This is a genomic window from Halorubrum distributum JCM 13561, assembly GCF_000337395.1.
Taxonomy (GTDB): Archaea; Halobacteriota; Halobacteria; order Halobacteriales; family Haloferacaceae; genus Halorubrum; species Halorubrum distributum.
Window position 1 is genome coordinate 1 of record NZ_AOJF01000019.1, and the last position, 25,511, is coordinate 25,511.

Consider the following 25,511-nt stretch of genomic DNA (forward strand, 5'->3'; position numbering starts at 1 on the left):
CCCTTTTAGTCGCGCGCCGTCGGAGTGAGGCGTAATGAGTACGGACGCGACCCCCGAGTACGACTACGAGGCGCTGGGGCTCGTCGCCGGGCTGGAGATCCACCAGCAGCTCGACACCGAGACGAAGCTGTTCTGCGACTCCCCGACCGTCGAGCGCGACCCGGACGACGCCGAGCGGTCGATCACCCGGCAGCTCCACCCGACGAAGAGCGAGCTGGGCGAGCTCGACGACGCCGCGATGGAGGAGAGCCGCGTCGACCGCGAGTTCACGTATCTCGCGTACGACACCACCTGCCTCGTCGAGGAGGACGACGAGCCGCCCCGCCGCGTCGACGCCGATGCGCTCTCGGTGGCGCTCCAGATCGCCGACCTGCTCGACCTCTCCGTCGTCGACCAGGCCCACGTGATGCGGAAGCTCGTCATCGACGGCTCGAACACCTCCGGGTTCCAGCGCTCGATCCTCCTCGGGCAGGACGGCGAGATCGAGACGGAGTCCGGGTCGGTGTCGGTCGTCGACCTCATGCTCGAAGAGGAGTCCGCGAAGCGCGTCGAGGAGACCGACGACGGCGTCGTCTACTCGCTCGACCGGTTGGGGGTGCCCCTCGTCGAAATCGGCACGGGCCCGGACATCCGGAGCCCCGAGGGCGCGCGGCAGGCGGCCGAGCGCATCGGGATGCTGCTGCGCTCGACTGGCGCGGTCAAGCGAGGGCTCGGAACGATCCGCCAGGACGTGAACGTCTCCATCGCCGACGGCGCCCGCGTCGAGGTGAAGGGCGTTCAGGACCTCCAGGGGATCGAGGACATCGTCCGCGGCGAGGTCGGACGACAGGCCGAGCTGCTCGAAATCCGCGACGAGCTCCGCGACCGCGACGCGAGCGTCGGCGACGTCGCCGACGTGACCGACGTCTTCGCCGACACCGAGTCGGGGGTCATCCGCGGCGCGCTCGACTCGGGCGGGAAGGTCACCGCGGTCCCGCTGTTCGGCTTCGACGGGCTCGTGGGCCGCGAGATCCAGACGGACCGGCGGCTCGGCACTGAGCTCTCGGACCACGCGAAGCGCCACGGCGCGGGCGGGGTCTTCCACACCGACGAGCTGCCGGCCTACGGCGTCACGGCCGAGGAGGTCGACGCGCTCCGCGACGCGGTCGGCGCGGGCGAGGGCGACGCGGTCGCCCTCGTCGCGGCCGATCCCGAGACCGCCGACCTCGCGATCGAGGCGGCCGCCGAGCGCGCGGAGACCGCGATCGAGGGCGTCCCCGAGGAGACCCGCGGCGCGAACGACGACGGGACCACGCGCTACCTCCGGCCGCTGCCCGGCGCCGCGCGGATGTACCCCGAGACGGACGTGCCGCCGGTCGAGCCGGACCCCTCCGACGTGGAGACACCCGAGCTGCTCGACGAGAAGGCGGAGCGCTACGCCGAGGAGTTCGGCCTCGACGCCGGCCTCGCCGAGCAGGTCGCGTTCGGCCAGCGCTTCCCGCTGTTCGAGGCCGCGGTCGAGCGCGGCGTCGACCCGACCTTCGCGGCGTCGACGCTGGCGTCGACGACGACCGAGATACGGCGCGACGGCGCGCCCGTCGAGAACCTCTCCGACGACCACTTCCTCGCGCTGTTCGACCTCGTGGAGGACGGCGACCTCGCGAAGGAGGGCGTCCCCGAGGTGCTGACGACGCTCGCGGAGAATCCGTCGCTGTCCGCGGCCGAGGCCGTCGAGGCGGCCGGGCTCTCGGGCGTGAGCGAGGACGAGGTCCGCGAGGCGGTCGTGGAGGTCGTCGAGCGCAACGCCGACCAGATCGAGAACGAGGGGATGGGCGCGTTCTCCGGGCTGATGGGCGAGGCGATGGGCGCGCTCCGCGGGAAGGCCGACGGCGAGGTCGTCTCCGACGTGCTGCGCGAGGAGATCGGGAAGCGGTCGTAGCGACTCGCGTCCGTTAGGCACGTTTTTTACGTGTCAGGGGACCGTCGGTAAACTCGAGAGAGACAGATGGCAGACTCGCCTCCGGACGATCCGTCCGCGCCGGACAGCACGCCCGACCCGGCGACCGCCCGAACGCGCGGCGACCGGGTCTCAGACGCGACGAACCGGTTCATCCACGGCGTCGAGCTGGCCGCGGCGGCGCTGTTCGCGCTCCTGTTCGGCATCGGCGTCATCGACCTCGCGATCCAGATCGCCGAGTCCGTTCCCACCGGCGCGATCACCGACCCGAACACGGTCATCGGCTTCATCGAGACCGGGCTGCTCTTGCTCATCATCGTCGAGGTGTACGAGACCGTCGTCGCCTACATCGAACAGAGCGACACCCGCCGGATCGTCAGGCTGGTGATCTACACCGGCGTCATCGCGATGGTCCGGAAGGTGATCATCTTCCGCACCACGGAGTACCCGACGACGCAGGACGCGCTGTTCGCCGCGGTGTCGTACACCATCATCATCGGCGGCCTCGTGGCGCTGCTGTTCGTCGAGCGCTCGGTCGGCTCCTCGCTGCTAGCCGAGTGAGGGGCGGTACGCGCCCCCGACAGTAGTCTGAGCGCCCCGCCTCAGTCCGTCAGCTCCTCGATCAGCGTGTCGAGGTCGTACGTCGCCGGCGCGCGCGATTCGTCGCGCAGCGTCGCGATGGTGAACGTCGAGTTCGTACGCTCGACCTCGGGGATCGCCTCGAAGTCGCTGATGAGCCGCTCGACGGTGTCCGAGGAGGAGAGCCGCGCGAGGACGACGAAGTCCGTCTCGCCCATCGTGAAGAACGCCTCCGTGACGCCCTCGACCGCCAGCAGCTCGTCCGCGAACTCCTCGTAGGGGCCCTCGTAGCTGGCGAGCACCTCGACGATGACGGTGACGCCGAGGCCGAGCGCCTCGTGGTCGAGGTCGTACAGGTCGTTCTCGATGACGCCGTCCTCGCGGAGGTTGTTCAGCCGGTAGTGGATCGTCGACACCGGAATCCCCGTCTCCTCGTGGAGCCGCTCCGGGCTCCCGGTGCCCAGATCGGCGATCGCCTTCAACAGCCGCACGTCGCGCTCGTCCATACGATCCCTTCCCGTGATGGTCTGTTATATATTACGGCCGATACGGTTGGAGTCGAGTTCAAGATTCGCTCTCATTTCGGAACCGTATCGCACGTAATTCGTATGTGTGATTGTTCACCTCCGATATCGTCGAATTCGGGAGACGAGTTTAACTATCTACGCCAATGTTGAATCGGTAGTCAATGCAACTTCGGAATCTACTTTCCACTCCCGAATCGATCCTCGCGGCGTTCGTCCTCCTCGCGACCCTGTGGGGAACCTCCTTCGTCGCCATCGAGGCCGGGTTACACTACTTCCCGCCGCTGTTGTTCGCCGGCGTCCGCTACGCGATCGCCGGCGCGGTCGTGTTGGGCGTCGCCGCGGTCGCCGCCGGCAGGACGGTCCCCCGAGGTCGCGACGAGTGGCTCGGCGTCGCCGTCGCCGGCGCTTTCGTGATCGCCGCGTACCACGGGCTCCTCTACGTCGCGGAGCTCCGCATCTCGGGCGGGGTCGCCGCCGTGGTCGTGAGCCTCGCGCCGGTGTTGACCGCGACGTTCGCCGCCCTCCTCCTCCCGAACGAGCGCCTCGGTCCCTTCGAGATCGGCGGGTTCGCCCTCGGTATCCTCGGCGTGATCGTGATCGCCGACCCGATGGAAGCCGGACTCGGGAGCGCCGCCCTGTTCGGGGTCGCGCTCGCGTTCGCCGGCGCGGTCGCCTTCTCGCTGGGCGCCGTGCTGCTACGCCCGCTCCGGACGGACCTCCCGGTCGCCGCGCTACAGGGGTGGGCGATGGTCTCCGGCGCCGGGCTCCTGTTCGTCGGTGCTGCCCTGCTCGGCGAGTCCCCCGGGGCGATCGTCTGGAACGCGACGTCGATCGCGTCGCTGTCGTACCTCACGCTGCTGTCGGGCGTCGTCGCGTTCCTGATCTACTTCGCGCTGCTCGACGAGGTCGGGCCGACCCAACTCCACCTCGTCGGGTACGCGGAGCCGGTCGTCGCCGCGGTCGGCAGCTGGCTCCTGCTCGGCAGCCTGATCGAGGCGGAGGCGATCCTCGGCTTCGTCGCGATCCTCGCCGGCTTCCTCGTCTTGGAGCGCCACGAGATCGCCGCCTACGTCGGCGTCGAGGACGCGCACCGGGCGCACTGAGACGGTCGCCTCCGACGGTTTCGGTTCTTTCACCCGCCGATGTCCTGACTCAGTCCCGCGCGCAGGTCGCGGCCGAAGTAGTGGCCGAGCAGCGCGAGCACGAGCCCGACCCCGCCGCCGACCGCGACGAGCGGGAGCCCCCACTGCGAGAGGTAGTCGATCCCGATCGGGAGGAAGCCGACGCCGAGGACGCTCGTCACCGCGCTCGCCGCGCCCGCCGCGCCGCCGGCGATCCCCGTCTCGACGTACCGGCGCGTCGAGAGGACGAGCCCGAGGAGGAACGCGGCGAGGAACACGCCGCCCGCGGTCCCGACCGTTCCGCCAATGAGCGGGATCAGACTCCCGACGAACACGCCGACCGCGACGGTGACGAGCGCGAGTCCGAACGCCTTCGCCGAGAACCACCGACCCGAGACGCCGATTCTGCCGGAGCCGCCGGCGTTCCCGGCGCTCCGCGCGCTCTCGGTGCCACGGTCGGCCGCCGCGGCGTCGCCGGAATCGGTGTCGGACGCCCCCTCACCGCCGGCGAGGTCGTCGTCGAGGAGGTCGTCGAGGTCGTCCATCGGGTCCTCGTCGGACGACTCGCGCTCCTTGGAGGGTTGCATACCGGACGGTTCGGGCCCGCGGACTTGGCTTTTGTGCCGCGGACGACCTTCGCGTCGGCGGTCGTCGCGCGGCCGCCGCGCGGTCGCGTGTGACGCGGTACCGTTCGCCGTTTCACCGGAAACGAGGTGTGGGGTCGTCGGTCCGCGCCACTCAGCGGCCGGTATCCGGGCTCTCCCCTTCGCCCCGTCCGTCGGACTGCCGCCCACCCCACAAGCGCTTGTCGACGAGCGCGACTGTCATCGGGCGATCGACCGAGATCTGACAGGAGAGCCGCGGGTAGCCGAACCGGTCGGCGAGGCGGTCGTGCCAGTGGTCGGCCGGCGGTCCCTCGCGGACGCGGACGCCGCAGGTGGCGCAGAGGCCCCGCCCGCCGCAGTTGAGCCGGCGGGTCGCGGGCGCGTACGGCGACAGCCCGGCGTCGAGCAGGACGCGACGCAGATTCCGGCCGCGTTCGACGTCGAGTTCGAACCGCTCGTCCCCGTCGACGACGACGAGGGGGACCGTTTCGGACCGGTCGCCGCCGTCGCCGCCACCGCCGCGGTCGTCGTCGTCGCTCATCGGCTGTCCTTCGCGCGCCGGACACAAAGCGTGCCGGACCCGACCGGAAGCGTGCCGGACCTGACCGGAAGCGTCCCGGGCCCGGCCGGGCGTTCGAGACCCGGAACGGCTTTCGGCGCGGCCGACGGAACGGGCGGTATGGACACGCGGCGCGCGCTGCTGGACGCCCTCGCGGCCGACGACAGCCCCGTCTCCGGCCCCGCCCTCGCCGAGTCGCTCGGCGTCTCGCGGGCGGCCGTCTGGAAGGCCGTCGAGGGGCTCCGCGAGGAGGGGTTCGCGGTCGAGTCGACGCCGGAGGGGTACGTCGCCCCCGACGATCCGGGTTACTCCGGACCGGGCATCGCCTTCGGGCTCGACGCCCCGTACTCGGTGGAGTACCGCGACCGGATCGGATCGACGAACGAGCGGGCCCGCGAGCTCGCGGGGGACGGGAAAAGCGACGTCGCCGTGGTCGCCGACGAACAGACCGGGAGCCGGGGACGGCTCGACCGCGAGTGGGTGGCGCCCAGCGGCGGCGTCTGGCTGTCGGTCCTGACGCGCCCCGACGTGCCGACCGCGCGGGCGCCGCTCTTCACCCTCGCGGCCGCGGTGGCGACGACCGACGCCGCGCGTCAGGCCGGCGTCGACGCGCGGATCAAGTGGCCGAACGACGTGCTCGTCGGCGACGAGGCGGACGAGGCGGACGAATCGGACGCGGATAACGCCGATCCGACCGGCCGCGGCGGTCGGAAGCTGGCGGGGATCCTCACGGAGATGGAGGGCGAGGCCGACCGCGTCGGCTGGCTCGTCGTCGGCGTCGGGGTCAACGCCAACATCGACCCCGAGACGCTGCCCGCGGGCGCGACGTCGCTGTCGGCCCAGCGGGGCGCCCCGATCGACCGGCGGCGCTTCGCGGCGACGCTGCTCGAACGGTACGCGGAGCTGACGGCCTCGCCCGGGGCGCTCGACGGGGTCCTCCCGGCGTGGCGCGACCGGGCGAGCACGCTCGGGCGGCGCGTCCGCGTCGACACCGCGGACGGGGTAGTGGAGGGGACCGCGGTCGACGTGGCGGAGCCGGGCGCGCTCGTGGTCGACACCGACGAGGGTCGGCGGCGCGTCCACGCGGGCGACTGCGAGCACCTCCGCGACGCGGAGTGACTCGGGGCGGACGAGGCGCGGACCGCTGCGTTCCTATCCGGTTTCCGTCGCGTCGGAGACCGACCCGTCCGGGTCGGTCCCGGTAGCGCCCGTCTCGCCCGCGCTCGTCCCGCCCGCGGTCGCGGACTCCTCGGCTCCCGCGGAGTCGGTCGCGCCCGCGGACTCGGCCGCGCTCGGCGGCTCCTCCCCGTCGCCGATCCGAACGGTCAACACCGGGACCGACGAGCCGCGGACGACCTTCTCCGCGACGCTGCCGAGGAGCAGTCGGTCGATCCCGCCGCGCCCGTGGGTCCCCATCACGACGAGCTCGCAGTCCGCCTCCTCGGCCTGGGTGATTATCTCGCGGCTCGGCGACCCCTCGACGACGGCAGTCTCCACGTCGACGTCGCGGTCCGCGGCCAGTTCCCGCACCGTTTCGAGCGCCGTCTCCGCGTCGTCGTACAGCAGGTCGCCGACGCCCTCCCAGGTCGTCTCCATCGGCATCCCGGCGTACCGCGCGGTGTCGACCACGTAGATCGCGCGGACCGAGGCCCCGTGGACCGCGGCGAGGTCGAGCGCGTGGCACACCGCCAGCTCCCCCTCCGAGGAGCCGTCGGTCGGAACCAGAATCCGGTCGTATAGGGGCATGTTCACATGTACCGTGTCACCGACGACTGATAACCCTTTGCGATTCTTGCCGGTTTCTCGCCGTCGTCGGTCGAAGCCGCACCAAGGCGCGCGTTTATGCCCTATCCCGACGAGAGGACGGTATGTCCGACGAGATCAACCTCTCCCGGCTCGAACCGACGCTCGAAGGCCACGAGTACCCCGCCGATCGCGAGGCGCTCGCCGAGTCGTTCGCGGGCACGACGGTGCTGTTCGCCGACGGCGACGCCGACCTCGGCGACCTGCTCGCCGACGTCGACCAGGAGACGTTCGCGAGCGCCGCCGACGCGCAGACCGCGCTCCAGAACGTCCTCCCCATCGAGGCGCTCGGCGAGCCGGGGCAGTCCGACGGGGACGCCTGAGCGGCCCGACGGCGACGCCTGAGCGGCCCGACGGCGACGCCCGCGCGGACCTCGATCCCGCGCACCTCGTCACCGCTCCCCACGCCACGGCGCGTCTCGCATCGCTTTTTACCGCGGATCGCGCACTGGTGGTAATGAGCTACCGGATCGGTCTCGTCGGCAAGCCCTCCGTGGGGAAGTCGACGTTCTTCAACGCCGCGACCATGAACGACGTGCCCGAGGGCGCGTACCCGTTCACCACCATCGACCCGACCGTCGGCGAGGCGTACGTCCGCGTCGACTGCGCAGCCCCCGAGTTCGACGAGACGTGCACGCCGAGCGTCGGCGTCTGCCGCGAGGGGACGCGGTTCGTCCCCGTGAAGCTCGTCGACGTCGCCGGGCTCGTCCCGGGCGCCCACGAAGGGCGCGGGCTCGGCAACCAGTTCCTCACCGACCTCAACGAGACCGACGTGCTGATCCACGTCGTCGACTTCTCGGGCAAGACGGACATCGAAGGCGAGGCGACCGAGGGCCACGACCCGCGCGACGACATCGACTTCCTGGAGGAGGAACTCGACGCGTGGTACCTCGACGTGCTGGAGAAGGGGCTCGAGAAGTTCGAGACGCGCTACCACGGCGCGGACGCCGCCATCGAGGAGGAGCTCGCCGACCAGATGTCGGCGTTCGGCATCGACAAGGACCGGATGAAGCGCGTCATCCTCGCCGAGGGGCTCGAACTCGACCCGGAGACGTGGGACGAGACGGATCGGATCGAGCTGGCCCGCGAGATCCGCAAGCGGACGAAGCCGATGGTGATCGCCGCCAACAAGATGGACACGCCCGAGGCGCAGGCGAACTGGGCGGAGATAACGACCGACCCCGACTACGACCACCTCTCCTTCGTCCCCGCGAGCGCCCACGCGGAGAAAGCCCTCAAGAACGCGGACGACGCCGGCGTCGTCGACTACACGCCCGGCGACGACGCGTTCGAGGTCGTCGGCGACGTCTCCGGCGAGCAGAAGGCCGGCCTCGACCAGATCGGCGAGTTCGTCGCCGAGTACGACGGCACGGGCGTCCAGGGCGCGCTCGAGGCCGCCGTCTTCGACGTGCTGGGCTGTATCGCCGTCTTCCCCGGCTCCGCGAACGGGAGCAAAGACGAGAAGGGCGTCTTCCGCGACTGCTTCATCCTCCCGGAGGGGTCGACCACCGAGGACTTCGCGTACCACATCCACTCGGACATCGGCGAGGGGCTCCTCCACGGCACCGACTGCCGGAGCGGCCGACAGGTCGGCGCCGACAGCGAGCTCTCACACCGCGACGTGATCGAGCTGGTCTCGACGAAGCAGGCGGCGCCGTAGGCGGCCCGCGTCGCCGAGGTCCCCAACGTTCCCGATCAGCTATCACAGAAGCCAACTGGCGAGGACGCCGAGCACCGCCGCCGCGCCGAGGACGGTCAGCGCGCCGCCGACGAGCGGCGAGTCGGCGAGCAGCGGGACGCCGACCGCCACCGCCGCGAGGCCGCCGAGCAGGAGGAGGATTTTCAGGATGACGGTGGGGACCAGTTCCAGAATAACGTCGAAGACGAGTTCGACTATCTCGTCAAGCATGGTTTGAGGGCGTCTTTCGATGGCTGTCGACTCATAAAAGAATCCGGTGGTTCGGGCTCGGTGCTCGCGGAGCGTGGTCCGGGCGATGTCTCGGAACGTCGGCCATGCGGAAGCCGGCGGAGTGGATGTAGATACCTACTGAGGACCGTATCCTCAAAGCTCTCGAGGGTGGACTTCGACTCACGCCGGCAGTGTTCGCCGAGGATATCGACAAATCACGGACTCACGTCAGTCGGTGACTTTCTGATCTCACTGACTATGGCTGACAGAGAGCCCAAGATGTGGCTACTACGAAATTACGAATCTGGGGAAGGAGTACCTTGCTGGGGAGTTAGACGCCAGAGAATTGGCCGATTCGTCGCGATTGACTACCAGTATCTCTGCCTGATACCGACAACTGATGACTATTTCACCTGAGATTTAAATTGACTGTTCGTAACGGATCGTCCAATACAGCAGTATCCATACTGTGATTATTACGTTGATTAGAACTACAACGATATCCAATGAGGTGATTGGTGGAATCCAGAGTGGAATCAGACTGTCAATATATAATTCTACAACCACCGGCAGTTGCTCTGTACGAAGAGCTGCGCGGGGGATCTCCCCAGATATCATCAACACTTGCACACCCGTTGTTAGACCTCCTGCCATTGCGTAGGCGTAGAGTGCCTGACGGCTGAGTAGACTCCCAATAAAATATCGAATACTCTGGTTGCGCATTATTTTACCAGTCCCACGATCGCACCGAGCACCATTGCCCAGACTGTAGTACCGAGTCCCGATGCTATGAATATGTAAAGTTCTGAAATTGAGCCAATAGAGAAGCTCAGGAGCCTAGGAAGGAAGAACACAGGTCCTAGAATAAACACAAAAAATAAATCTGTCATAATAACACCTCCAAAGTGATTTTATCGCTACTGCGTGTATAGCCAGTGGTAGTGACCGATCTGACTGATCTCTTGGATCCTGATTCGTCAGACCATATCGTATCTCCACATCTGGACATGGTAGTCGGATCACAGAAGCCCGACAATGATAAATGGGGAAGAACTTTCACAAAAAATATGATTCGCAGCCACCTCTGTAACACGCGTTTTCCCGGGAATTGTCTTTACAGACAGGCCTGTAGAAGCACCCAGGGCAAATCGGCGCAATGACAAAAACCTTAGAAAAACTCCAAGAAACCTACTCACGCGGGGATCAACAGGTAAAACGAGATATTGGTAGGTTCATCTACGAGAGACCCGCTCAATGGATTCCCCGACAGACTCTTGTAGATTATTTTGACATTGACGAGAGCGGTGTATCTCGCCATGTTGAACATCTGTATGAAGATGAGTTCATTCAAAAAAAGAAGGAAGACGGTCAAAGCTACGTTCAGTGGAATGGTCGTGGAGCAGGAGGATTCGGCTATTGGCTAAGACAAATAATCCCCTCTCAAATGTGGAGCGCAGGCAGCGAACTGCGCCCGCTTCTGACCATAGATCGCCTTGGTGGCGCGTATCTCCCGACAATCCTGTTTGTCATACTGTTCTTTGTTGGTATCGTAACCGCCCTCTCTGCGATTGTTGTTTCGTACTTCCCTTCTAATTCTGTACTCGGATTCTCCGCTGGAAACTTAGTGTTCCTAACCGGAGCAATCACAGTTACTGCGTCCCTCTCCCTTGTTCTCGGCATCGTTGGAAGAGTTCTGGAGATGGCTCTTTACCGGGTTTGGAACTACATCACAGGAAGCGTTCAGTCGGAAGGCTGAGTTTCTTGAAAATTCCTCAGATCAAAAAAGCAGTACACAGTACACCGCCAGTCACTAGCCCAACTTCATAGCCCACAATATTCGTAAACGTCCCGCCCTCCACCAGTGCCGCCGGAAACAGCAGTAACACCAAAACTGCCAGCACGGTAACGACGAGCCCCGCAGAAACGACCGGAAACGGGACCGCTCGCGACGCGACGTGGACAGCTGGGCGGACGCGCTGACCGGTGGCCGTGGTGGCGATCCTTCGCGATGTGGAGGACCAGGAGCGAATCAAAGGGGTCTCTGGCCTCAAACGGACTTACTTCGTCGAGGGGGCCAACAGTCCGAACTCGTCAAGCCCCGACAGATTCCGGATACCAATCTATACCTCGAAACCAACTTCTCCGCGAACGACTGCGTTCGGAAGGTCGATCAGGTGATGACGAAGTACGAGTACGACAGGCCTGAACTGGAGGTATTTACTGAAGAGATATGAACCGCAATATCTCGTAGCTAGTGTGAGAGTAGAATTACCGGAACAGACGTGACTACTATCAAAATCGGATAAAAATTATAGGATCGGCCGCGCCCTATACTTGGTGAACCTATTGACGCTGTCTGAACCTGTCCTGTCATCTTTCCGGTAGGAATATATCCTTCGATAATCTCCGGGACGTTGTGCCAACACTACGCCGGTATGTATCTAGTTCTGATAAGAATGGCTTCTATATACAAGCCAATGTCGGCGCAGGTGCGCCAATAACGCTTCAGGTGTCTGATTTAGCCGCTCGTATATTCAAAGATAATGGATATAGGGATGCTGACACGGTACCGACAAAACTCGTCTGGGCGATGTACGATGTGGGCTTAGTATCCACAAGTGGTTCTACGAAAACAAAAAGTAAGAGCGCAAATGTTTACAAAGCGTTCAAACACAAGGGTGTCTCTGCCCGTCTAAGTGAGAAAACCCGTAGACAGTTGGTTCGGTACTTAACTGATTACCGAGGACCCCAACGCAGACGTGTCCGTCGGCTCCGGAGTGATCTTGAAACGGCAAAATCCAGTAGAGGTAGGAGTAAGAGCGATGATGGAGGAACAACTGAGAATAAAGGGAAAAGCTACGACGTAGATACGTCCGACTTAGGATATGGATTTATTGACAGCTTACGCGCCATTTGGAGACACTTCGTTGCTCGGATCTGGGACTAGACCCTTTGAACCTGTGAATTCATTCGTTCTCAGTAAACTCTCTCCGGATCGAAGTTCATCACCGGCCGCTCTGTCGCGTCCTTCGCCTCGCCACGCTTCTCACTGTTGATGAACCGCTTCTCGTCGCGGTCGAGCACGTACACGTTCTCGAACGTCCCCGGCAAGTACTCGTACGAGCAGAGCCAATCGCCCTCCAGTCCTGCGGGCCCGTCGACGAGCGCCTCATTGTCGATTGTGTCCACGAGGTCCTCGCAACCAACGTGCGCCGAGACACAGCAAAACACGGTGTCCTCGCTGTCACATTTCTCGAAGACGCCGGCTCAGCGGAGAACCACCACACGCGTCGACAGCCTGCCCCAGCGAAGCTATTTGCTCGCTCGGAGAAACGCTCACGCATGGCCCTCACCCTGCCGGACGACTTCGAGGAGAGGTTCTGGCGCCGCCACTCCAATCCGAAGAGCGGCTGGAGTCGCACGGTCCTGCTGCCGGCGCTCCTCTTCGCCGTCTATCACCGGAAGCCGCGACTCGCGGGCGCCGCGCTCCTGTTCACCGCGGTGAACCCGATCCTGTTCTCCCCGCCGGACGACGACGACGCCTGGATGACCCGCGTGGTGCTGGCCGAACGCTGGTGGACGCGCGAACGGAAGGCGGGCGTCTTTGACCTCGCGTATCCGAACTGGCTCAACCTGCTCAACGTCCCCGTCTCGGCCTACGCGTTCGTCGCCGCGTACCGCCGGCGACCCCTCCGGGCCGGCCTCGCGGGAGCGCTCGCGATGGGACTAAAGTTCTGGTACGTCGGTGCGCTGGTCCGGCGATACGACGACGCCGACCCGCGGGCGGACCGATAGCGGTCGTTCGCGTCCACGCTAACGACCGCGAGCGAGTGATATCCACCGCCTCACGCTCACTCCGGCTGATACGGATTCGTCGCGACGCCGAGGCGGGAGACGCCCTCGGCGGCGTCGAAGTCGTCGTCGAACGCGTAGCAGTAGTCGAGCCCCTCGACGCGCATGTACGCGACGAGACAGGCGTCGACGAGCGAGAACCCCTCGTGTCGCCGGAAGAGCCCCTTCGCCGTCGCGAACGCGTCCGCCGTCAGCGACTCGACGTGGAGCCGCGCGTTCGTCTCCACCCGGTCGAGGAAGTCGACGGCGGCGTCGTGGCCCGCGTGCGTCGTCAGGCCGTTGAGCGTCTCCGCGAGCACGTAGTCCAAGATCACCGCCTCCGGGAGCTCCCCGGCGTCGATCCCTCTGAGGATCGGGAGCGCGTCCTCGTGCGCGCCGTCCCGACGGTACGCCGCCGCGAAGAGCACGGTCGTGTCGACGAGCGCCCGGGGCATCTACTCGGGGTCGACGCCCCATGCGTCGTGCTCGGTCTCGACGTCGGTCTCCCGGTCGCCGTCGTACCCGTCGAACTCGCCGAACGTCCCGCTGCGCTGCTGAACGACCCGCACGCGAAGCGTGCCGTCGTCCTCGATCCGCCAGCGGAGCGTGTCCCCGTCGTCGATGTCCAGCTCTCGACGGATGTGGGCCGGAATGTTCGCCTGATTTCCCGAGACCGTGCTCTCGGAGTCGACGCGCTCGCTGCTCACGCGTGTACGTACGTGGCCGCTTTCATAAATGTAGTGTGCGCTCACACTACTCTCGACTATCGCTACATCTCTCCGACCGGCAGGCACTCCCTCATATCCGGTGCGACTCTCCCACCCCTCGCCACTTCCACTTTCACTCCCCGGGTATGGCTCACCCCTTTTTGCCGTCTCCCCGTCGAGACGCACATGTCCACTCGTTCCGACCGACCGACCGCGGACCTCCCGGAGCTCTCGTCGGGGGTCACGCTCGTCGACGTCGACGACGACCTCGGCGTCACGCCCGTCCAGGCGCTGCTGCTCGACCGCGTGCTCGGGAGCGACGGCCCGGCGTTCTGGGTCGACGGCGCGAACCGAGCGAACACGACGCGCCTCCGCGAGCTCGCCCCGGCCGACCGCGTGCTCGACCGCGTCGAGGTCGCCCGCGGGTTCACGGCCCACCAGCACACGGCGCTGCTCGACCGACTGGCCGGCCGGCTCGCGGCCCGGGCGTCGCCGTCGGTCGTCCTCGCGACCGGCCTCGACGCGCGCTACCGCGCCGCCGATGTCGACCGCGAACTGGCCGGAGACATGTTCGTCCGCGCGGTCGCGTCGGTCGCGCGCGTCGCCCGCGTCCACGACGCCCCCGTCCTCGTGACGCGCTGCCGGGACGACGCGTTCTCGCGCCCGCTCCGCCGCGCCGCCGCGACGCGCCTCACCTGCCGGGCGACGCCGTTCGGCCCGCGCTTCGAGGACGCCGCGGGCGAGGCGGAGACGCTCGTCTACCGCGGGGCCGACGGCTGGACGCAGACGACGCTCGCGTACTGGCGCGAGGTGCTCGAACACCGCGCCCGGATGCACGACTCGGCGGCGCTCGGCCGCCCGGCCGCCGCGACGGGGGTGCGCTGATGGGCCGGACGACCCCCACCTACCGGGACCGGCTGACCGCGCTCGAAGACGAGTGGGGGCCGTTCCGCCGCGCGCTGCGCCGCGGGGACCAGCGGCGGTTCGACCGGCTGTTCGCCTACGCTCGCGACCGCGCGGACGCCGCCGGCCACCTCAACCACGCCGACCCGCTGGCGCCGGTGTGGATGGGGATCGCGCTCGAACAGGAGCGCCGCATCGCCGAGCTGGAGTCGCGGGTCGACGCCCTCGCCGACGCGTAACCGTGGTCCACACGGTCGACTTCCTCGACGACGGTCGCGTCGCCGAGTGGCACATCGCGCCGGACGGCGCCGATCGCGAGGTCCGCGAGGACTACCGCCCGACGCTGTTCGTCGGCGACCCGGTCGACGACCTCTACGGCCGCGCGGGCGGGCCCGACCCGACGCCGCCCGCCCGCGACGGGCTCTCTGACGCGCTGTGTTCCCTCCGGTCGTTCCTCGACGGGCAGGCGGCGGTGGCCGGCCTCGGCGTCGAGTCGCACCGTCAGACGTTCCGGACGACTGCCCGCCCGCTCCTCCGCATCGACGCGGCGTCGATCGACGCCGTCCGCACGATCGCGAGGCGGGTGCGGGAGTTCGACCGGCCGGACGCGTACACCTGCTACGACGTCGACCTCACGCGGGAGCTACGCTACTGCCTCGAAACGGGCACGCCGGCCGCGCCCGATCGGTCGGTCCGCGACCTTCGGACGCTTCGCTTCGAGCGCCCCCGTCACGAGTCGGGCGTCGAGTCGCTCCCTCACCTCACGGTCGACGGCGAGCGGGTCGGCTCGTCGCCGGGCGAGGTCGTCGCGGGCGTCCGAGCGGTCCTCGACGACCGCGACCCCGACGTGCTGGTCGTCTCGACCGCCGACCTCGTTCCGCTGCTGTTCGAGGCGGCCGACGCCGTCGGCGTCGACCTCGAACTCGGCCGGCGACCGGGGTACGCGAAGCTCGCCGGCGAGTCGACGTACGCCTCCTACGGGCGGGTGGGCCACTCGCCGGCGCGGTACGCGGTGCCCGGTCGCGTCGTCGTCGACGAGTCCAACTCCTTCTTCTACCACGAGTCGGGGCTCGAGGGGTGTCTCGACCTCGTCGAACGCTCCGGGCTACCCCTCCAGGAGCTCGGCTGGGCCTCCATCGGTCGGGTGCTGACGGCGATGCAGATCCGCGAGGCGCGGCGCCGCGACGTGGTCGTCCCCTGGCGGGCGTGGCGCCCGGAGCTGTTCAAGTCGGCGGCGACGCTCGACGACGCCGACCGCGGCGGGACGACGCTCGCCCCCGAGGTCGGCGTCCACGAGGACGTCCACGAGCTCGACTTCGCGTCGCTGTACCCGAACATCATCCGGACGCGCAACCTCTCGCCCGAGACCGTCCGGTGCGGGTGTTGCGACACCGACGACGTCCCCGGACTCGGCTACTCGGTCTGCGACCGCGACGGCTACCTGCCGGACGTGTTGGGACCGCTCATCGACGCGCGCAGCGAGATCAAAGCGGACCTCGCCGATACCGCGGACTCCCCCGACGACGGCGGCGACGAGCGGGAGCGGCTGGAAGCCGCCTCGTCGGCGATCAAGTGGATCCTCGTCTCCTGTTTCGGCTACCAGGGGTTCAGCAACGCGAAGTTCGGCCGCATCGAGTGTCACGAGGCGATCAACGCCTACGCCCGCGAACTCCTCCTCGACGCGAAGAGCGCCTTGGAGGCGGCCGGCTGGCGCGTCCTCCACGGCATCGTCGACTCCATCTGGGTGACGCCCGCCGAGGACCGCGAACAGCGCCCGCTGACCGCGGTCGCAAAGGAGATCAGTCGAGAGGTCGGCGTCGAGCTGGAGTACGAGTGCGCGTTCGACTGGGTGGCGTTCTGTCCGACCCGGAATTCGCAGTCGGGCGCGCTAACGCGCTACTTCGGGCGGCGACGCGGGGCGGCCTACCCCGAGACCGGGCTCGGCGACGCGGTCAAGACCCGCGGGATCGAGGGCCGGCAGCGCTCGACGCCGGCGTGGGTCGAGGACGTCCAGACCGAAGCGCTCCGCGCCTTCGACGAGACGCGCTCGCCGGAGGCGGTGTGTGACGCGCTCCGGCGCCAACTCCGCGAGTTACGCGACGGCGCGGTGGATCCCGCGGACCTCGTCGTCGACAACCGCGTGTCGAAGGACGTGACGGACTACTCGCGGGAGACGCTCACCGTGGCCGCCCTGAAACGCGCGGAGATGGAGGGCGCCGGACTGGCTCCCGGACAGACGGTTCGGTACGTCGTCGTCGAGGCGGACGCACGCGGCCCGGCGCGCGTCCGGCTGGCGTTCGAAGAGACCGCCCGCTACGACGTCGCGTGGTACGAGGACGCCGCCGTGCGCGCCGTCGAGAGCGTGCTGGCCCCGGTCGGTTGGCGCGAGGGGGAGATCAGAGACTACCTCGCCGGAACAACCGACGAGACGCTGGCGGGCTACTGAGGGCCGACGCGCCGACGGGAGTCGACCGGTCTCTCGACGAGTCATAACACCGCGTCACGGACCGCGGCGGGGACATCCGTCCGGTCGACCTCTCGAACAGACGAGGTATCCGGGTCGGACGCACCGTACTTGTACCCCGACCCGGTCAGTATCACGGCGACGTCGTCGTCGGAACCGAGCTCGCCGGCCGCGGAGAGCTCCCGCACGGCGGCTGTCGCCACCGCACAGGACGGCTCGACGGAGACGCCTGCGTCGGCCGCGAGCCGCTCCGTTTCGGCCAGCATCGCCTCCTCTCCGATGGAGGCGACGCCGCCGTCCGTCGCTCGAACGGCGGCCAGCGCTCGGTTCCCGCTCGGCGGGTCGGCGTTGTTGATCGAGACGGCCGCCGTCGGTTCGCCCTCGACGGGCTCGACGCGGGAGTTCCCGCGTCGGTACGCCTGCGCGATCGGGTCACACCGCGCGGCCTGCGCGAGGTAGATCCGCGGCACCGTCGAGAGCAGTCCCGCCGCGTCCAGTTCCCGGAGCGCCTTCCAGACCCCGCTCGCCTGCCCGCCGCTGCTGACCGGCAAGACGATCGCGTCGGGGGCGTCGGGCGCGAACGCCTCGCAGATCTCGTACGCGACCGTCTTCTGGCCGGCCACCCGGAGCGGGGCGTCCGAGTTGAGGAACGCGACGCCGAGGTCGCCGTCGAGGGTGTCGTCGTAGAGCCGCCCGTAGTCGCCGCGGACCCGGAACAGGTGCGGGTCGTGTTGGGCGATCATCGCGAGCCGCGAGTCGGGGGTGTCCTCGGCCACGAGGATGATCGCCTCCCGATCTGCCGCGGCGGCGTGGGCGGCGACGCTCAGCGCCATGTTGCCGTGCGAGACGGTTCCGACCGGGCCGTCCACCCGACAGATCCCGACGGCCGTCCCCCGGTCTTTGAAGCTCCCCGTCGGGTTGACGCCCTCCACCTTGAGGTGGATCCGCGGCCCGTCCGTCGGTTCGATCGACGGCGCGCGGAACAGCGGCGTCCCGCCCGCGGCGGCGGCGAGCCCGGTCGGCGCGGTCGCGGGAAGCACGGACTCGTAGCGCCAGAGCGTGTCCCGTCCGAGCGAGCTCCCGCCCCCCGCCGTTTCGCTCGCGTCGGGCCAGTCGAACCCGGTCGTGTCGGTCTCGACCCAGAGCGGTTCGCCGCAGCGACAGCGGGCCGCGTCGCCGAACGCGTACGTCTCGCCGCAGTCGTAACACGCCAGCTGCTCCATACCCCACCCTCGCGGGCGGTGTACAAATGACTGGCCACGGGAGACCGAGCGAGGATATCGGTCGACTAACGCAGATCGAGGGACAGCAGTGACTACCGGCGTAATTTAAGCCCGGACGAGACGCGACAGCGGCGCCTCTAGAGGAGTGAAACGACGAAATTGGGTGGCTGGGGAGTCCCAGCCCACCAATTTACTCGGGCGAAGCCCGAGTTGAATCAAGGTGGGCCAACACGGATTTGAACCGTGGACCTCCCGGTTATCAGCCGAGCGCTCAACCTGACTGAGCTATTGGCCCAGGTGAGCGCATTCAGTCGTTGCGCGGGTAGGATTTTAAGGGTTTCCTTTCGGCAGCCGGCCGCCGTGTGGCGGTTTCACGGGGGACTCACGACGCCCGCGCCGTCAGTCGGTTCCCTTCCGCTCCTCCTCTTCGACGGTGAAATCCACGTCGACGACGTCGTCGTCCGCCGACGCGCCGCCGGCGTCCGCGTTGCCGCCGGCGCTCCCGTCTGGGTCGGCGCCGTTACCGCCGTCGAATCCGTCGGGGCCGCTACCGGAGGCGCCACCGGGACCGCCGCCGGAGAACCCGCCGCCGCCCATCGTGAAGCCGCCCTCGCCGTCGTCGGGGAAGCCGCCGATGTAGACGTTGCCCGAGAAGAAGCCGTCCGTCTCGCGCTCGATGTAGGGGACGACGACGTACTTCTTCAGGGCCACGCGGATGGGGACTCGCGAGAGCGGGAGCGCGAGCAGGAAGCCGACCGCGTCGGTGACGAGCCCCGGCGTGAGCAGGAACGCGCCCGCGGCGATGAGCAGCCCGCCGTCGAGCAGTTCGTCGGTCGGCGGCGCTCCGCGCGCCACCTTGCGTTGGATCCGAGCGAGCGTCGCCCGCCCCTCGGCGCGCAACAGGAGCATCCCGAGGACGGCCGTCAACACGACCAAGGCGACCGTCGCGGGCCACCCGAGCCGCGTCGCGACCACGATCAGGAACAGCGCGTCCACGAGGGGGACGACGAGGAGCAGCGCGAGCAGCGTTCGCGGGCGCATACCCCCGCCTTTCCGCCGGGCGCCCATAGCCCTTTTCGTCGCGGCCGCGGGTCGGTCGGGGGTCGAGCGGTGCGGAGTCGGGCGGGACGGGGCGGTCGGTTCCTCCCCGCGCCAGCCGGTCGCGCCCGCCGCGACCGCCACGGCTTTGCCCGCCCGGTCCGAGCCGGCGGTATGGACATCGTCGGCGCGCTCGGCCGCGACCCGCCCGACCGCGAGTCGCTCCCGCGGTGGGTCGCGCCGCTCCCGAAACGGCTGGAGGACGTCGCCTTCCGGTTCGCGTGGGTCATCGTCGCGATCAACCTCGTCGGGACCGCCTTCGGCTTCTGGTACTACCGGTTCCAGTTTCAGGAGCTCCCGACCGAGATGTGGATCTTCATCCCGGACAGCCCCGGAGCGACGCTGCTCATCGCGCTCGCGCTCGGCGCGTGGGCGCTCGGGCGGTCGAGCGACACGCTCGCCGCGCTCGCCTTCTTCGGCAATATCAAGCTCGGGCTGTGGACGCCGTACGTCCTCGTCGTCTTCTTCCCGGAGTTCCTCGCGCTCAACGGCCCGGCGCTGTACGCGTTCCTCCTCTTTAGCCACCTCGCGATGGTCGTCCAGGCGTTCGTCCTCCACCGGATCACCGACTTCCCGCTCCGCGCGGTCGCGATCGCGACCGCGTGGTACACCGTCGACCTGCTGATGGACTACTTCGTGCCCGTGATCGGCGACGTGACCCACACCTCGCTGCCGTACGCCGACGGCGCGCCGTGGTTCACCACGACGGTCCTTCAGGTCGCGGCCGCGGGCGCGGTCGCGCTCACCGTGGTCCCGCTGTTCTGGGCGCTCGGGACGCGGATCGCGACGCTCCGAGACCGCGCGAGCGACGCCGGAGCGTAGTCGGGGCCGAGGCGTATCCGGGTCCGGGGATCGTCCGGCCCCGGTCGCCGCGCGCTCACCGATTTAAGTGACCGGGCGGCGTCGGATCGGCCATGAGCCACTACGAGCGGATCGCCGACCTCTCGGTGACGATCGAGTCGGTCGCCAGACGGCGACGAACGGCGGACACGACGAGCGGGTTCGAGCGGACGACCACGGAGTACCGGCTCTCCGGCGACGGCCTCGTCGGTCGCGGCGAGGACGTGACCTACGAGACCGCCGACCACGACGCGCTCGCCGGGACCGACCCGATCGACGTCGAGGGGGAGTGGACGATCGACGAGCTGTCGGACCGGCTCGACGAGATCGACCTCTTTCACGGGAACCCGCCGGAGAACGAGGCCGCGCGCAACTATCGCCGCTGGGCGGTCGAGAGCGCGGCGCTCGACTTGGCGCTCCGACAGCAGGAGGAGTCGCTCGGCGAGCGCCTCGGCGTCGACCCGGAGCCGGTCCGCTTCGTCGTCTCGACGCGGCTCGGCGACCCGCCCTCGACCGAGCGCGTCGAGGCGCTGCTCGCGCGCAACCCTGACTTGGAGTTCAAGCTCGACCCCACGCCGGAGTGGCCGGAAGCGGCGTTCGAGACCCTCCGGGAAACCGACGCCGTGCGCGTCCTCGATTTAAAAGGGTGGTACGAGGGGACGGAGGTCGACGTCGAGCCGGACCCGGAGCTGTACCGCGACGTGTTCGCGGCGTTCCCGGGCGCGGTCGTCGAGGACCCGGCGTTCACGCCGGCGACGAGCGCGCTCGTCGAGCCGCAGGCCGACCGGCTCTCCTTCGACTACCCGATCGACGGCGTCGAGAGCCTGAAGTCGCTCCCGGTCGAGCCGGGGTGGTGTAACGTCAAGCCCTCGCGGTTCGGCACGCTCGAATCCCTGTTCGAGACGATCTCGTACTGCGAGCGGAACGGGATCGAGCTGTACGGCGGCGGCCAGTTCGAGCTCGCGAGCGGCCGCACGGCGATCCAGACGCTCGCCGCGCTCTGTTACCCGGACGGCCCGAACGACGTGGCGCCGCGAGCGTACAACGACCCCGACGGCGAGCCGCCGTATCCGAAGAGCCCGCTCCGCCCGAGCCGCGACGCGGTCGGCTTCGAGTTCTAAAAAGGCGTGAGTCAGCCGACTGCCGAGGTCAACGATTTATAAATAACAACTGTGGTGGCGCGTGCCTGCGAGCGGCCGCCACCGGCGGCCGCGAGACAGCACGCGCGAGGGACGCGGTGAGCGCTCGGAGAGCGCGAACCGCGAGGCTGGGGAGGCGTGAGGCTGCTGTGCGGTTGGGCGGGACTCAAAGGGGCAGCCGCGAAGACGCCGTAGGCGACGTAAGCACCGCAACGAGGGAGCGGTGGCGACCGAGTGAGGAGCGCAGCGAGCGTACGGCGTCTTCGCGGCTGGTGCTTTGGCGGTGTTCGCCGACGATCCACAGTCGTCCATTTATAAGTGAGCGGCTGGTGCTTTGGCGGTGTTCCCGATCGATCCGAACGCGATCACTTATAAATAGACGGCCGAATCCACGGACCAATCGACCACAACAGCAAACACGACTACTTACGAAACGAACTTCAGCAGGTCGTCGCGGTTGTGGTCGTGGAAGCGCGTCCGGAGGCACTCCTCCAGCGCCTCGATATCGCCGCGCTTCGCGCAGATGGGCGCCACGCGGTCGGACCACTGCTGCCACGGCGGGTACAGCCCCAGTCGGTCACAGATCGCGTCGAGCCGCTCGTCGACGTCGTCGATCTTGTCGGTCTTGTTGACGGCGACGATGGGCTCGACGCCCACGTCCTCCAAGAACCCGAACATCTCCACGTCGTGCGGAATGTTCCCGCGCTCCGCGTGGCGGTCGATGATGTCGACGGCGGCCTTGCCGTCCATCACGACGACGCCCGCGAGGATCGAGTCGGCGTTCTCCTCCAAGTAGCGCACGATGTTCGTCTTGATCTGCTCGCGGTGCTCGTCCTCGACGCCGGACATGAACCCGAATCCGGGGAGGTCCGTGAACATGAAACTCTCGCTGGCCCAGTCGAAGTGGTTCGGCTGGCGGGTGACGCCCGGCTTGCCGCCGGTCGAGAAGTCGTGGCCCGTCAGCTCGCGCATCAGCGTGGACTTGCCGACGTTCGAGCGCCCCACGAGGACGACCTCGGCGTCGCGGTCCGGCCGGTCTTCGAACATACCCGACCGTGCGCGCCTGAACGGGTTAAAAGGCGCGTCGCGGCGTCGTCGTCAGGCGGCGACGGTCGTCCCGTCGTCGGGCCCGCCCGACCCGGCCTCGATGTAGTCGCTCTGGTCCGCGAACGCGGTGCCGAACATCCGGAAGACGGCGACCTGACTGTAGAACTGGACGAACGGGACGAACACCGCGCCGACGACGGTCAGGATGAGCACCACCGAAACGACGAACACGCCGGTCGAGATCAGAAGCGGCATCAGCACGGCGAGGAGGTACTCGACGCTGAACAGCGTCGGCTTGAGGATCTCCGGGTCGAAGGCCGCCCGCACTTCGCCGCGGGCCGCGTACGCCGTGAGCGCCGCGGGAACCGCGTAGTAAATGAACAGCAGCACGGGGACGAACGCCAGCGCGAGCAGCGCGCCGGTGATTCCGAGCAGCGCGCCCACGTCGCCGCCGATGCCCGACCCGACTCCGGCGACCGCCGAGACGACGATCCCGTACACGACGACCGGGACGATCGAGTACACGAGCGCGATGACCGTCGCGACGACGCCCTTCGCCAGCAGGTCTCCCCAGTCGTCGAACGCCGGGGGCACGTCGTCGCCCGCCACGGTCCGCTCCAGCACTCGGACGAGGTAGCCGAAGATCGCGAACGCCGGGATAACGAACACCGAGAGCAGCCCCAGCACGCCGCCGATGATGATCCGTCCGACCCAGTCGCCACGCGCGGGATACGACAGTCCGTCTTCGATCATGTCCGAACGGAACACCGATCTGATATATAAAAACACCGACACTGTCGCCGGTGTGACACCGGCCGTGTCTGGTAGCGGACAAGGACGCGGTGGCACTGAACCCGCTTTCCGCCGACTACTTGTCGCCCGCCCCGCTCGTTCCGATATGGACAAACAGGCCGTCCGCGAGGCGGTGTGGGACGCCTTCGACGCAGGCGACCAGGCGCGGTTCCCGTTCCCGCCCCACGACCGGATCCCCAACTTCGCCGGCGCCGACGCCGCGGCGGAGCGGCTCGCGGAAACCGAGGCGTGGGAGTCGGCCGCGACGCTCAAGGCCAACCCCGACGCGCCGCAGCTCCCCGTCCGCCGGGCCGCGCTGCGCGCCGGCAAGACCGTCTACGTCGCGCAGCCGCGGCTCCGCGACCCGGACCCGTTCCTCCGGCTCGACCCCGCCGAGATTCCGCCCGCGGAGATCGACGACGCGACGACCGTCTCCGGAATCGGCGAGTACGGGACCCCGACCGCTCCCGAAGACGTCGACCACGTCGACCTGATCGCCGCCGGCTCGGTCGGGGTCACGACCGACGGCGCCCGGATCGGCAAGGGCGAGGGGTACAGCGACCTGGAGTGGGCCGTCCTCCGCGAGCTCGGCGCGGTCGATGCGGACACGACGGTCGCGACGACCGTCCACGAGCTTTCCGTCCTCGACGGGCCCGAGTCGGCGGCCGGCGCGGACGCTGACCTCCCCGCTCCCGACGCGCACGACGTTCCGCTCGACCTCGTCGTGACGCCGGAGCGGACGGTCCGGACCGACACGCCGTACCCGCGTCCGGACGGGGTCGACTGGGACGCGCTCGGCGCCGAGAAGCTGTCGGAAATCCCCGTCCTCGCGGAACGGGCGCCGGAAGAGAAGTGATCAGTCCGCGTGCTGCGGCGTCGGCGCGGACCGCTCGGTTCGGTTGTCGGCGACGTGGCCGCACTTCGGACAGACGACGGTGCGCTCGTCGCCGTCGCTGACGATGAGCCATCCGTCCGACAGGGCGCTCTCGAAGCGACACTCCGGGCAGAAGAGGACCGACTTCCCGCGGGAGGGCGGGGAACCGCTGGCGTCTGCGTTCATGCTAGGGTACAGGGCCCGAAGCTATAAGGGTCTTTTTCGACCTGATCGTTCAGTATGATCGGGATTACCAAACGCGACTGTCACGCGTTATCGGGGATAATAGATCGATCATTCTCCAACTCAGAAAAATACTGATCGGGAAACGTCACCATCGTTCGGCGGTATCCCATCGCTCGCCCCGACCTGACCGCCCGGCGAGGCGTCCGCCCGTTCCTCGAACTACCGCGCGAGCGGCATGTTGTAGCTCGTCTCTTCGGCCATCACGTACTCCCAGGTGGCCTCGCACTCGCAGGACACCTGGTCGAAGACGCTCGGGTCCTGCCGCTTGTCGAAGTCCTTGATCGCGGTCTGGACGCGGTCGTCGCACTCGCCGCAGTTGTGCGCCCCGCGGTCGGAGCCGTGGCCGACGGGGTCGGAGACGACGATGGCGTCGACGTCGGCGGTCTCCTCCAGCACGTGCGCGACCGACCAGAGCCACGGCGGGCGGTACCCGCCCTCGAAGAACAGCTCGTCGACCATCGTGTACCGCTGGACGTTGGTCGGGTTCATCGAGACGGTGTGACAGCCGTCGACGTCGGCGCAGCGCCGGATCGAGTCGATCATGTCGGCGGCCGCCTCCGGCTCCGCGAGGAAGGGCGGCTTCAGCAGGAGGTACGCCTTGATCCCCACGTCCGCGGCGAACTCGCCGTCGGCCGCGGCCGCCTCGGCGCAGGCGTCCTCGAAGTCGGCGAAGTCGAAGTACTTGTTCACGCAGTCGTGGCGGACGCGGTCCGTCGCGGTCTCCAGCCCGACCGCCACGTCGGTTGCGATGCCGTGGTCCGCGAAGTCGGCGATCTTCTCGCGGTCGACGAAGTCCGGCAGCGACTCGACGACGATCCGGTCCCGGTCCGCGAACGTCTCGGCGATCGCTCGCCGGGTCTCCGCCGGCACCTCGCGCTCGTCGAGGAAGGAGCCGGAGGTGTAGATCTTGATCAGCTCGGCCGGCTCGTCCGCCTCCTCCGACTCGTGGTCGAGGCACGCGTCGATCTGCGTCATGAGGTCCTCGTGGGCGACGCTGCCGCCTTCGACGGACTCGGCGACGTAGCCGCACATCGTGCAGCCGCCGGCGCGGGCCCACCGGCAGCCGCCGGTGTTTAAGATGATCGTGAGGGAGTTCACCACGCCGTCGGGCGTGTTGTCCTCGTCGATCCAGACGCGGGTGGGCTCCGTCGGGTCGTACGTCTCCGAGCGCTCGGCGCGGATGTCGCGCATCACGGCGTTGTGCGCGTCCATCCCGCGCCCCTGCTCGTACGCGTCGGGGCTCGGCTTGCTCATTGTCGGGGGAAGCGGGCGAGCGCGTAAAGCGGTGTCGTCATCGGGGGACGTACC

28 protein-coding genes and 1 tRNA gene are annotated in these 25,511 nt (G+C 68.0%); 14 read left to right on the forward strand and 15 right to left on the reverse strand.

Features of this window, described 5'->3' with window-relative positions:
- Positions 1-34 precede the first annotated feature (34 nt).
- Together gatE and C470_RS00750 are read left to right on the forward strand one after the other, a co-directional pair.
- A complete protein-coding gene (gene gatE, locus C470_RS00745; protein WP_008364547.1) occupies positions 35-1,918 on the forward strand; it encodes a Glu-tRNA(Gln) amidotransferase subunit GatE in 1,884 nt (627 codons plus the stop codon).
- A 66-nt stretch (positions 1,919-1,984) separates the two neighbouring features.
- Positions 1,985-2,497: a phosphate-starvation-inducible PsiE family protein gene (locus tag C470_RS00750; protein ID WP_004598593.1), complete on the forward strand. Its 513-nt coding sequence runs from the start codon at positions 1,985-1,987 to the stop codon at positions 2,495-2,497.
- A gap of 41 nt (positions 2,498-2,538) precedes the next feature.
- Here C470_RS00750 and C470_RS00755 read toward each other — a convergent pair whose 3' ends face one another.
- Entirely contained in the window at positions 2,539-3,021 is a 483-nt protein-coding gene (locus C470_RS00755; RefSeq protein ID WP_007344653.1) for an Lrp/AsnC family transcriptional regulator, read from the reverse strand.
- 182 nt (positions 3,022-3,203) lie between these two features.
- On the opposite strand from C470_RS00755, the gene C470_RS00760 reads away from it, so the two are divergent.
- Positions 3,204-4,145: a DMT family transporter gene (locus C470_RS00760; protein WP_004598597.1), complete on the forward strand. Its 942-nt coding sequence runs from the start codon at positions 3,204-3,206 to the stop codon at positions 4,143-4,145.
- A gap of 29 nt (positions 4,146-4,174) precedes the next feature.
- On the opposite strand, the gene C470_RS00765 is transcribed toward C470_RS00760, so the two are convergent.
- Both C470_RS00765 and C470_RS00770 read right to left on the reverse strand, forming a co-directional pair.
- Positions 4,175-4,750 (reverse strand): hypothetical protein, encoded by a 576-nt coding sequence (locus C470_RS00765; protein WP_008364548.1) that lies wholly within the window; start codon positions 4,748-4,750, stop codon positions 4,175-4,177.
- A 151-nt stretch (positions 4,751-4,901) separates the two neighbouring features.
- Complete coding sequence (locus tag C470_RS00770; protein WP_008364550.1) at positions 4,902-5,309, reverse strand: 2Fe-2S iron-sulfur cluster-binding protein; 408 nt, start codon at positions 5,307-5,309, stop codon at positions 4,902-4,904.
- A 138-nt stretch (positions 5,310-5,447) separates the two neighbouring features.
- On the opposite strand from C470_RS00770, the gene C470_RS00775 reads away from it, so the two are divergent.
- Complete coding sequence (locus C470_RS00775) at positions 5,448-6,446, forward strand: biotin--[acetyl-CoA-carboxylase] ligase (protein ID WP_008364551.1); 999 nt, start codon at positions 5,448-5,450, stop codon at positions 6,444-6,446.
- A gap of 33 nt (positions 6,447-6,479) precedes the next feature.
- Here C470_RS00775 and C470_RS00780 read toward each other — a convergent pair whose 3' ends face one another.
- The gene (locus C470_RS00780) at positions 6,480-7,073 is read right to left on the reverse strand and encodes a universal stress protein (RefSeq protein ID WP_008364552.1); all 594 of its coding nucleotides are present in this window, start codon (positions 7,071-7,073) and stop codon (positions 6,480-6,482) included.
- A gap of 122 nt (positions 7,074-7,195) precedes the next feature.
- Here C470_RS00780 and C470_RS00785 point away from each other — a divergent pair, with 122 nt between their 5' ends.
- Positions 7,196-7,453, forward strand: a complete 258-nt coding sequence (locus tag C470_RS00785) for a DUF5789 family protein (RefSeq protein ID WP_008364553.1) — start codon at positions 7,196-7,198, stop codon at positions 7,451-7,453.
- Positions 7,454-7,587: 134 nt separating this feature from the next.
- Positions 7,588-8,790, forward strand: coding sequence for a redox-regulated ATPase YchF (locus tag C470_RS00790; protein WP_008364554.1), 1,203 nt, complete (start codon positions 7,588-7,590; stop codon positions 8,788-8,790).
- Positions 8,791-8,832: 42 nt separating this feature from the next.
- Here C470_RS00790 and C470_RS00795 read toward each other — a convergent pair whose 3' ends face one another.
- Positions 8,833-9,039, reverse strand: coding sequence for a hypothetical protein (locus C470_RS00795; RefSeq protein ID WP_007344659.1), 207 nt, complete (start codon positions 9,037-9,039; stop codon positions 8,833-8,835).
- Positions 9,040-10,195: 1,156 nt separating this feature from the next.
- Here C470_RS00795 and C470_RS15520 point away from each other — a divergent pair.
- Complete coding sequence (locus C470_RS15520) at positions 10,196-10,795, forward strand: hypothetical protein (protein WP_152418621.1); 600 nt, start codon at positions 10,196-10,198, stop codon at positions 10,793-10,795.
- 1,220 nt (positions 10,796-12,015) lie between these two features.
- Here the strand turns inward: C470_RS15520 and C470_RS00800 are convergent.
- On the reverse strand, positions 12,016-12,228 hold the full coding sequence (locus C470_RS00800) for a hypothetical protein (RefSeq protein WP_007344660.1): 213 nt from the start codon (positions 12,226-12,228) through the stop codon (positions 12,016-12,018).
- Positions 12,229-12,381: 153 nt separating this feature from the next.
- On the opposite strand from C470_RS00800, the gene C470_RS00805 reads away from it, so the two are divergent.
- On the forward strand, positions 12,382-12,834 hold the full coding sequence (locus C470_RS00805; protein WP_008364555.1) for a DUF6653 family protein: 453 nt from the start codon (positions 12,382-12,384) through the stop codon (positions 12,832-12,834).
- Between the two features lie 56 nt (positions 12,835-12,890).
- On the opposite strand, the gene C470_RS00810 is transcribed toward C470_RS00805, so the two are convergent.
- Both C470_RS00810 and C470_RS00815 read right to left on the reverse strand, forming a co-directional pair.
- On the reverse strand, positions 12,891-13,325 hold the full coding sequence (locus C470_RS00810) for a PIN domain-containing protein (RefSeq protein ID WP_008364557.1): 435 nt from the start codon (positions 13,323-13,325) through the stop codon (positions 12,891-12,893).
- Positions 13,326-13,577 (reverse strand): AbrB/MazE/SpoVT family DNA-binding domain-containing protein, encoded by a 252-nt coding sequence (locus C470_RS00815; RefSeq protein WP_008364558.1) that lies wholly within the window; start codon positions 13,575-13,577, stop codon positions 13,326-13,328.
- 186 nt (positions 13,578-13,763) lie between these two features.
- Between C470_RS00815 and C470_RS00820 the strand changes: the two genes are divergently transcribed.
- The 3 genes from C470_RS00820 to C470_RS00830 are packed head-to-tail and all read left to right on the forward strand — an operon-like array spanning position 13,764 to position 16,926.
- Positions 13,764-14,462: a hypothetical protein gene (locus C470_RS00820; protein WP_007344664.1), complete on the forward strand. Its 699-nt coding sequence runs from the start codon at positions 13,764-13,766 to the stop codon at positions 14,460-14,462.
- Positions 14,462-14,719 carry a hypothetical protein gene (locus C470_RS00825; RefSeq protein WP_004595582.1) on the forward strand — a complete coding sequence of 86 codons (258 nt, stop codon included), beginning with the start codon at positions 14,462-14,464 and terminating at the stop codon, positions 14,717-14,719. The genes C470_RS00820 and C470_RS00825 overlap by 1 nt, the downstream gene beginning before the upstream one ends.
- Before the next feature lie 2 nt (positions 14,720-14,721).
- Positions 14,722-16,926 (forward strand): type B DNA-directed DNA polymerase, encoded by a 2,205-nt coding sequence (locus C470_RS00830; RefSeq protein WP_008364559.1) that lies wholly within the window; start codon positions 14,722-14,724, stop codon positions 16,924-16,926.
- Between the two features lie 41 nt (positions 16,927-16,967).
- Here the strand turns inward: C470_RS00830 and C470_RS00835 are convergent, their stop codons facing one another.
- The 3 genes from C470_RS00835 to C470_RS00845 form a co-directional block, all read right to left on the reverse strand.
- A complete protein-coding gene (locus C470_RS00835; RefSeq protein ID WP_008364560.1) occupies positions 16,968-18,167 on the reverse strand; it encodes a threonine synthase in 1,200 nt (399 codons plus the stop codon).
- Positions 18,168-18,388: 221 nt separating this feature from the next.
- Positions 18,389-18,462, reverse strand: a tRNA-Ile gene (locus C470_RS00840).
- A 104-nt stretch (positions 18,463-18,566) separates the two neighbouring features.
- Positions 18,567-19,208 carry an FxsA family protein gene (locus C470_RS00845; RefSeq protein WP_008364561.1) on the reverse strand — a complete coding sequence of 214 codons (642 nt, stop codon included), beginning with the start codon at positions 19,206-19,208 and terminating at the stop codon, positions 18,567-18,569.
- Positions 19,209-19,379: 171 nt separating this feature from the next.
- Between C470_RS00845 and C470_RS00850 the strand changes: the two genes are divergently transcribed.
- The gene (locus C470_RS00850; protein WP_004595586.1) at positions 19,380-20,087 is read left to right on the forward strand and encodes a DUF1405 domain-containing protein; all 708 of its coding nucleotides are present in this window, start codon (positions 19,380-19,382) and stop codon (positions 20,085-20,087) included.
- A gap of 92 nt (positions 20,088-20,179) precedes the next feature.
- Positions 20,180-21,226, forward strand: coding sequence for a hypothetical protein (locus C470_RS00855; protein WP_008364562.1), 1,047 nt, complete (start codon positions 20,180-20,182; stop codon positions 21,224-21,226).
- Positions 21,227-21,670: 444 nt separating this feature from the next.
- On the opposite strand, the gene engB is transcribed toward C470_RS00855, so the two are convergent.
- Positions 21,671-22,291: a GTP-binding protein EngB gene (engB, locus tag C470_RS00860; protein WP_007344688.1), complete on the reverse strand. Its 621-nt coding sequence runs from the start codon at positions 22,289-22,291 to the stop codon at positions 21,671-21,673.
- 51 nt (positions 22,292-22,342) lie between these two features.
- Positions 22,343-23,044 carry a DUF4013 domain-containing protein gene (locus tag C470_RS00865; RefSeq protein WP_008364563.1) on the reverse strand — a complete coding sequence of 234 codons (702 nt, stop codon included), beginning with the start codon at positions 23,042-23,044 and terminating at the stop codon, positions 22,343-22,345.
- A 145-nt stretch (positions 23,045-23,189) separates the two neighbouring features.
- On the opposite strand from C470_RS00865, the gene C470_RS00870 reads away from it, so the two are divergent.
- Complete coding sequence (locus C470_RS00870; protein ID WP_004595590.1) at positions 23,190-23,939, forward strand: 5-formyltetrahydrofolate cyclo-ligase; 750 nt, start codon at positions 23,190-23,192, stop codon at positions 23,937-23,939.
- Here C470_RS00870 and C470_RS00875 read toward each other — a convergent pair whose 3' ends face one another.
- Both C470_RS00875 and C470_RS00880 read right to left on the reverse strand, forming a co-directional pair.
- Positions 23,940-24,143: a hypothetical protein gene (locus C470_RS00875; protein WP_004595591.1), complete on the reverse strand. Its 204-nt coding sequence runs from the start codon at positions 24,141-24,143 to the stop codon at positions 23,940-23,942.
- A 219-nt stretch (positions 24,144-24,362) separates the two neighbouring features.
- Entirely contained in the window at positions 24,363-25,457 is a 1,095-nt protein-coding gene (locus C470_RS00880) for an archaeosine biosynthesis radical SAM protein RaSEA (protein WP_004595592.1), read from the reverse strand.
- Between the last annotated feature and the right edge of the window lie 54 nt (positions 25,458-25,511).

Excerpts from the sequence above, each read along its gene's own strand:
- C470_RS00855 (WP_008364562.1), top strand. The coding sequence starts at position 20,180 with ATGAGCCACTACGAGCGGATCGCCGACCTCTCGGTGACGATCGAGTCG.
- engB (WP_007344688.1), bottom strand. The coding sequence starts at position 22,291 with ATGTTCGAAGACCGGCCGGACCGCGACGCCGAGGTCGTCCTCGTGGGG.
- C470_RS00845 (WP_008364561.1), bottom strand. The coding sequence starts at position 19,208 with ATGCGCCCGCGAACGCTGCTCGCGCTGCTCCTCGTCGTCCCCCTCGTG.
- C470_RS00765 (WP_008364548.1), bottom strand. The coding sequence starts at position 4,750 with ATGCAACCCTCCAAGGAGCGCGAGTCGTCCGACGAGGACCCGATGGAC.
- C470_RS00790 (WP_008364554.1), top strand. The coding sequence starts at position 7,588 with ATGAGCTACCGGATCGGTCTCGTCGGCAAGCCCTCCGTGGGGAAGTCG.
- gatE (WP_008364547.1), top strand. The coding sequence starts at position 35 with ATGAGTACGGACGCGACCCCCGAGTACGACTACGAGGCGCTGGGGCTC.
- C470_RS00825 (WP_004595582.1), top strand. The coding sequence starts at position 14,462 with ATGGGCCGGACGACCCCCACCTACCGGGACCGGCTGACCGCGCTCGAA.
- C470_RS00865 (WP_008364563.1), bottom strand. The coding sequence starts at position 23,044 with ATGATCGAAGACGGACTGTCGTATCCCGCGCGTGGCGACTGGGTCGGA.
- C470_RS00750 (WP_004598593.1), top strand. The coding sequence starts at position 1,985 with ATGGCAGACTCGCCTCCGGACGATCCGTCCGCGCCGGACAGCACGCCC.
- C470_RS00795 (WP_007344659.1), bottom strand. The coding sequence starts at position 9,039 with ATGCTTGACGAGATAGTCGAACTCGTCTTCGACGTTATTCTGGAACTG.
- C470_RS00755 (WP_007344653.1), bottom strand. The coding sequence starts at position 3,021 with ATGGACGAGCGCGACGTGCGGCTGTTGAAGGCGATCGCCGATCTGGGC.
- C470_RS00870 (WP_004595590.1), top strand. The coding sequence starts at position 23,190 with ATGGACAAACAGGCCGTCCGCGAGGCGGTGTGGGACGCCTTCGACGCA.
- C470_RS00770 (WP_008364550.1), bottom strand. The coding sequence starts at position 5,309 with ATGAGCGACGACGACGACCGCGGCGGTGGCGGCGACGGCGGCGACCGG.
- C470_RS00835 (WP_008364560.1), bottom strand. The coding sequence starts at position 18,167 with ATGGAGCAGCTGGCGTGTTACGACTGCGGCGAGACGTACGCGTTCGGC.
- C470_RS00775 (WP_008364551.1), top strand. The coding sequence starts at position 5,448 with ATGGACACGCGGCGCGCGCTGCTGGACGCCCTCGCGGCCGACGACAGC.
- C470_RS00805 (WP_008364555.1), top strand. The coding sequence starts at position 12,382 with ATGGCCCTCACCCTGCCGGACGACTTCGAGGAGAGGTTCTGGCGCCGC.
- C470_RS00780 (WP_008364552.1), bottom strand. The coding sequence starts at position 7,073 with ATGCCCCTATACGACCGGATTCTGGTTCCGACCGACGGCTCCTCGGAG.
- C470_RS00880 (WP_004595592.1), bottom strand. The coding sequence starts at position 25,457 with ATGAGCAAGCCGAGCCCCGACGCGTACGAGCAGGGGCGCGGGATGGAC.
- C470_RS15520 (WP_152418621.1), top strand. The coding sequence starts at position 10,196 with ATGACAAAAACCTTAGAAAAACTCCAAGAAACCTACTCACGCGGGGAT.
- C470_RS00875 (WP_004595591.1), bottom strand. The coding sequence starts at position 24,143 with ATGAACGCAGACGCCAGCGGTTCCCCGCCCTCCCGCGGGAAGTCGGTC.
- C470_RS00850 (WP_004595586.1), top strand. The coding sequence starts at position 19,380 with ATGGACATCGTCGGCGCGCTCGGCCGCGACCCGCCCGACCGCGAGTCG.
- C470_RS00810 (WP_008364557.1), bottom strand. The coding sequence starts at position 13,325 with ATGCCCCGGGCGCTCGTCGACACGACCGTGCTCTTCGCGGCGGCGTAC.
- C470_RS00820 (WP_007344664.1), top strand. The coding sequence starts at position 13,764 with ATGTCCACTCGTTCCGACCGACCGACCGCGGACCTCCCGGAGCTCTCG.
- C470_RS00760 (WP_004598597.1), top strand. The coding sequence starts at position 3,204 with ATGCAACTTCGGAATCTACTTTCCACTCCCGAATCGATCCTCGCGGCG.
- C470_RS00785 (WP_008364553.1), top strand. The coding sequence starts at position 7,196 with ATGTCCGACGAGATCAACCTCTCCCGGCTCGAACCGACGCTCGAAGGC.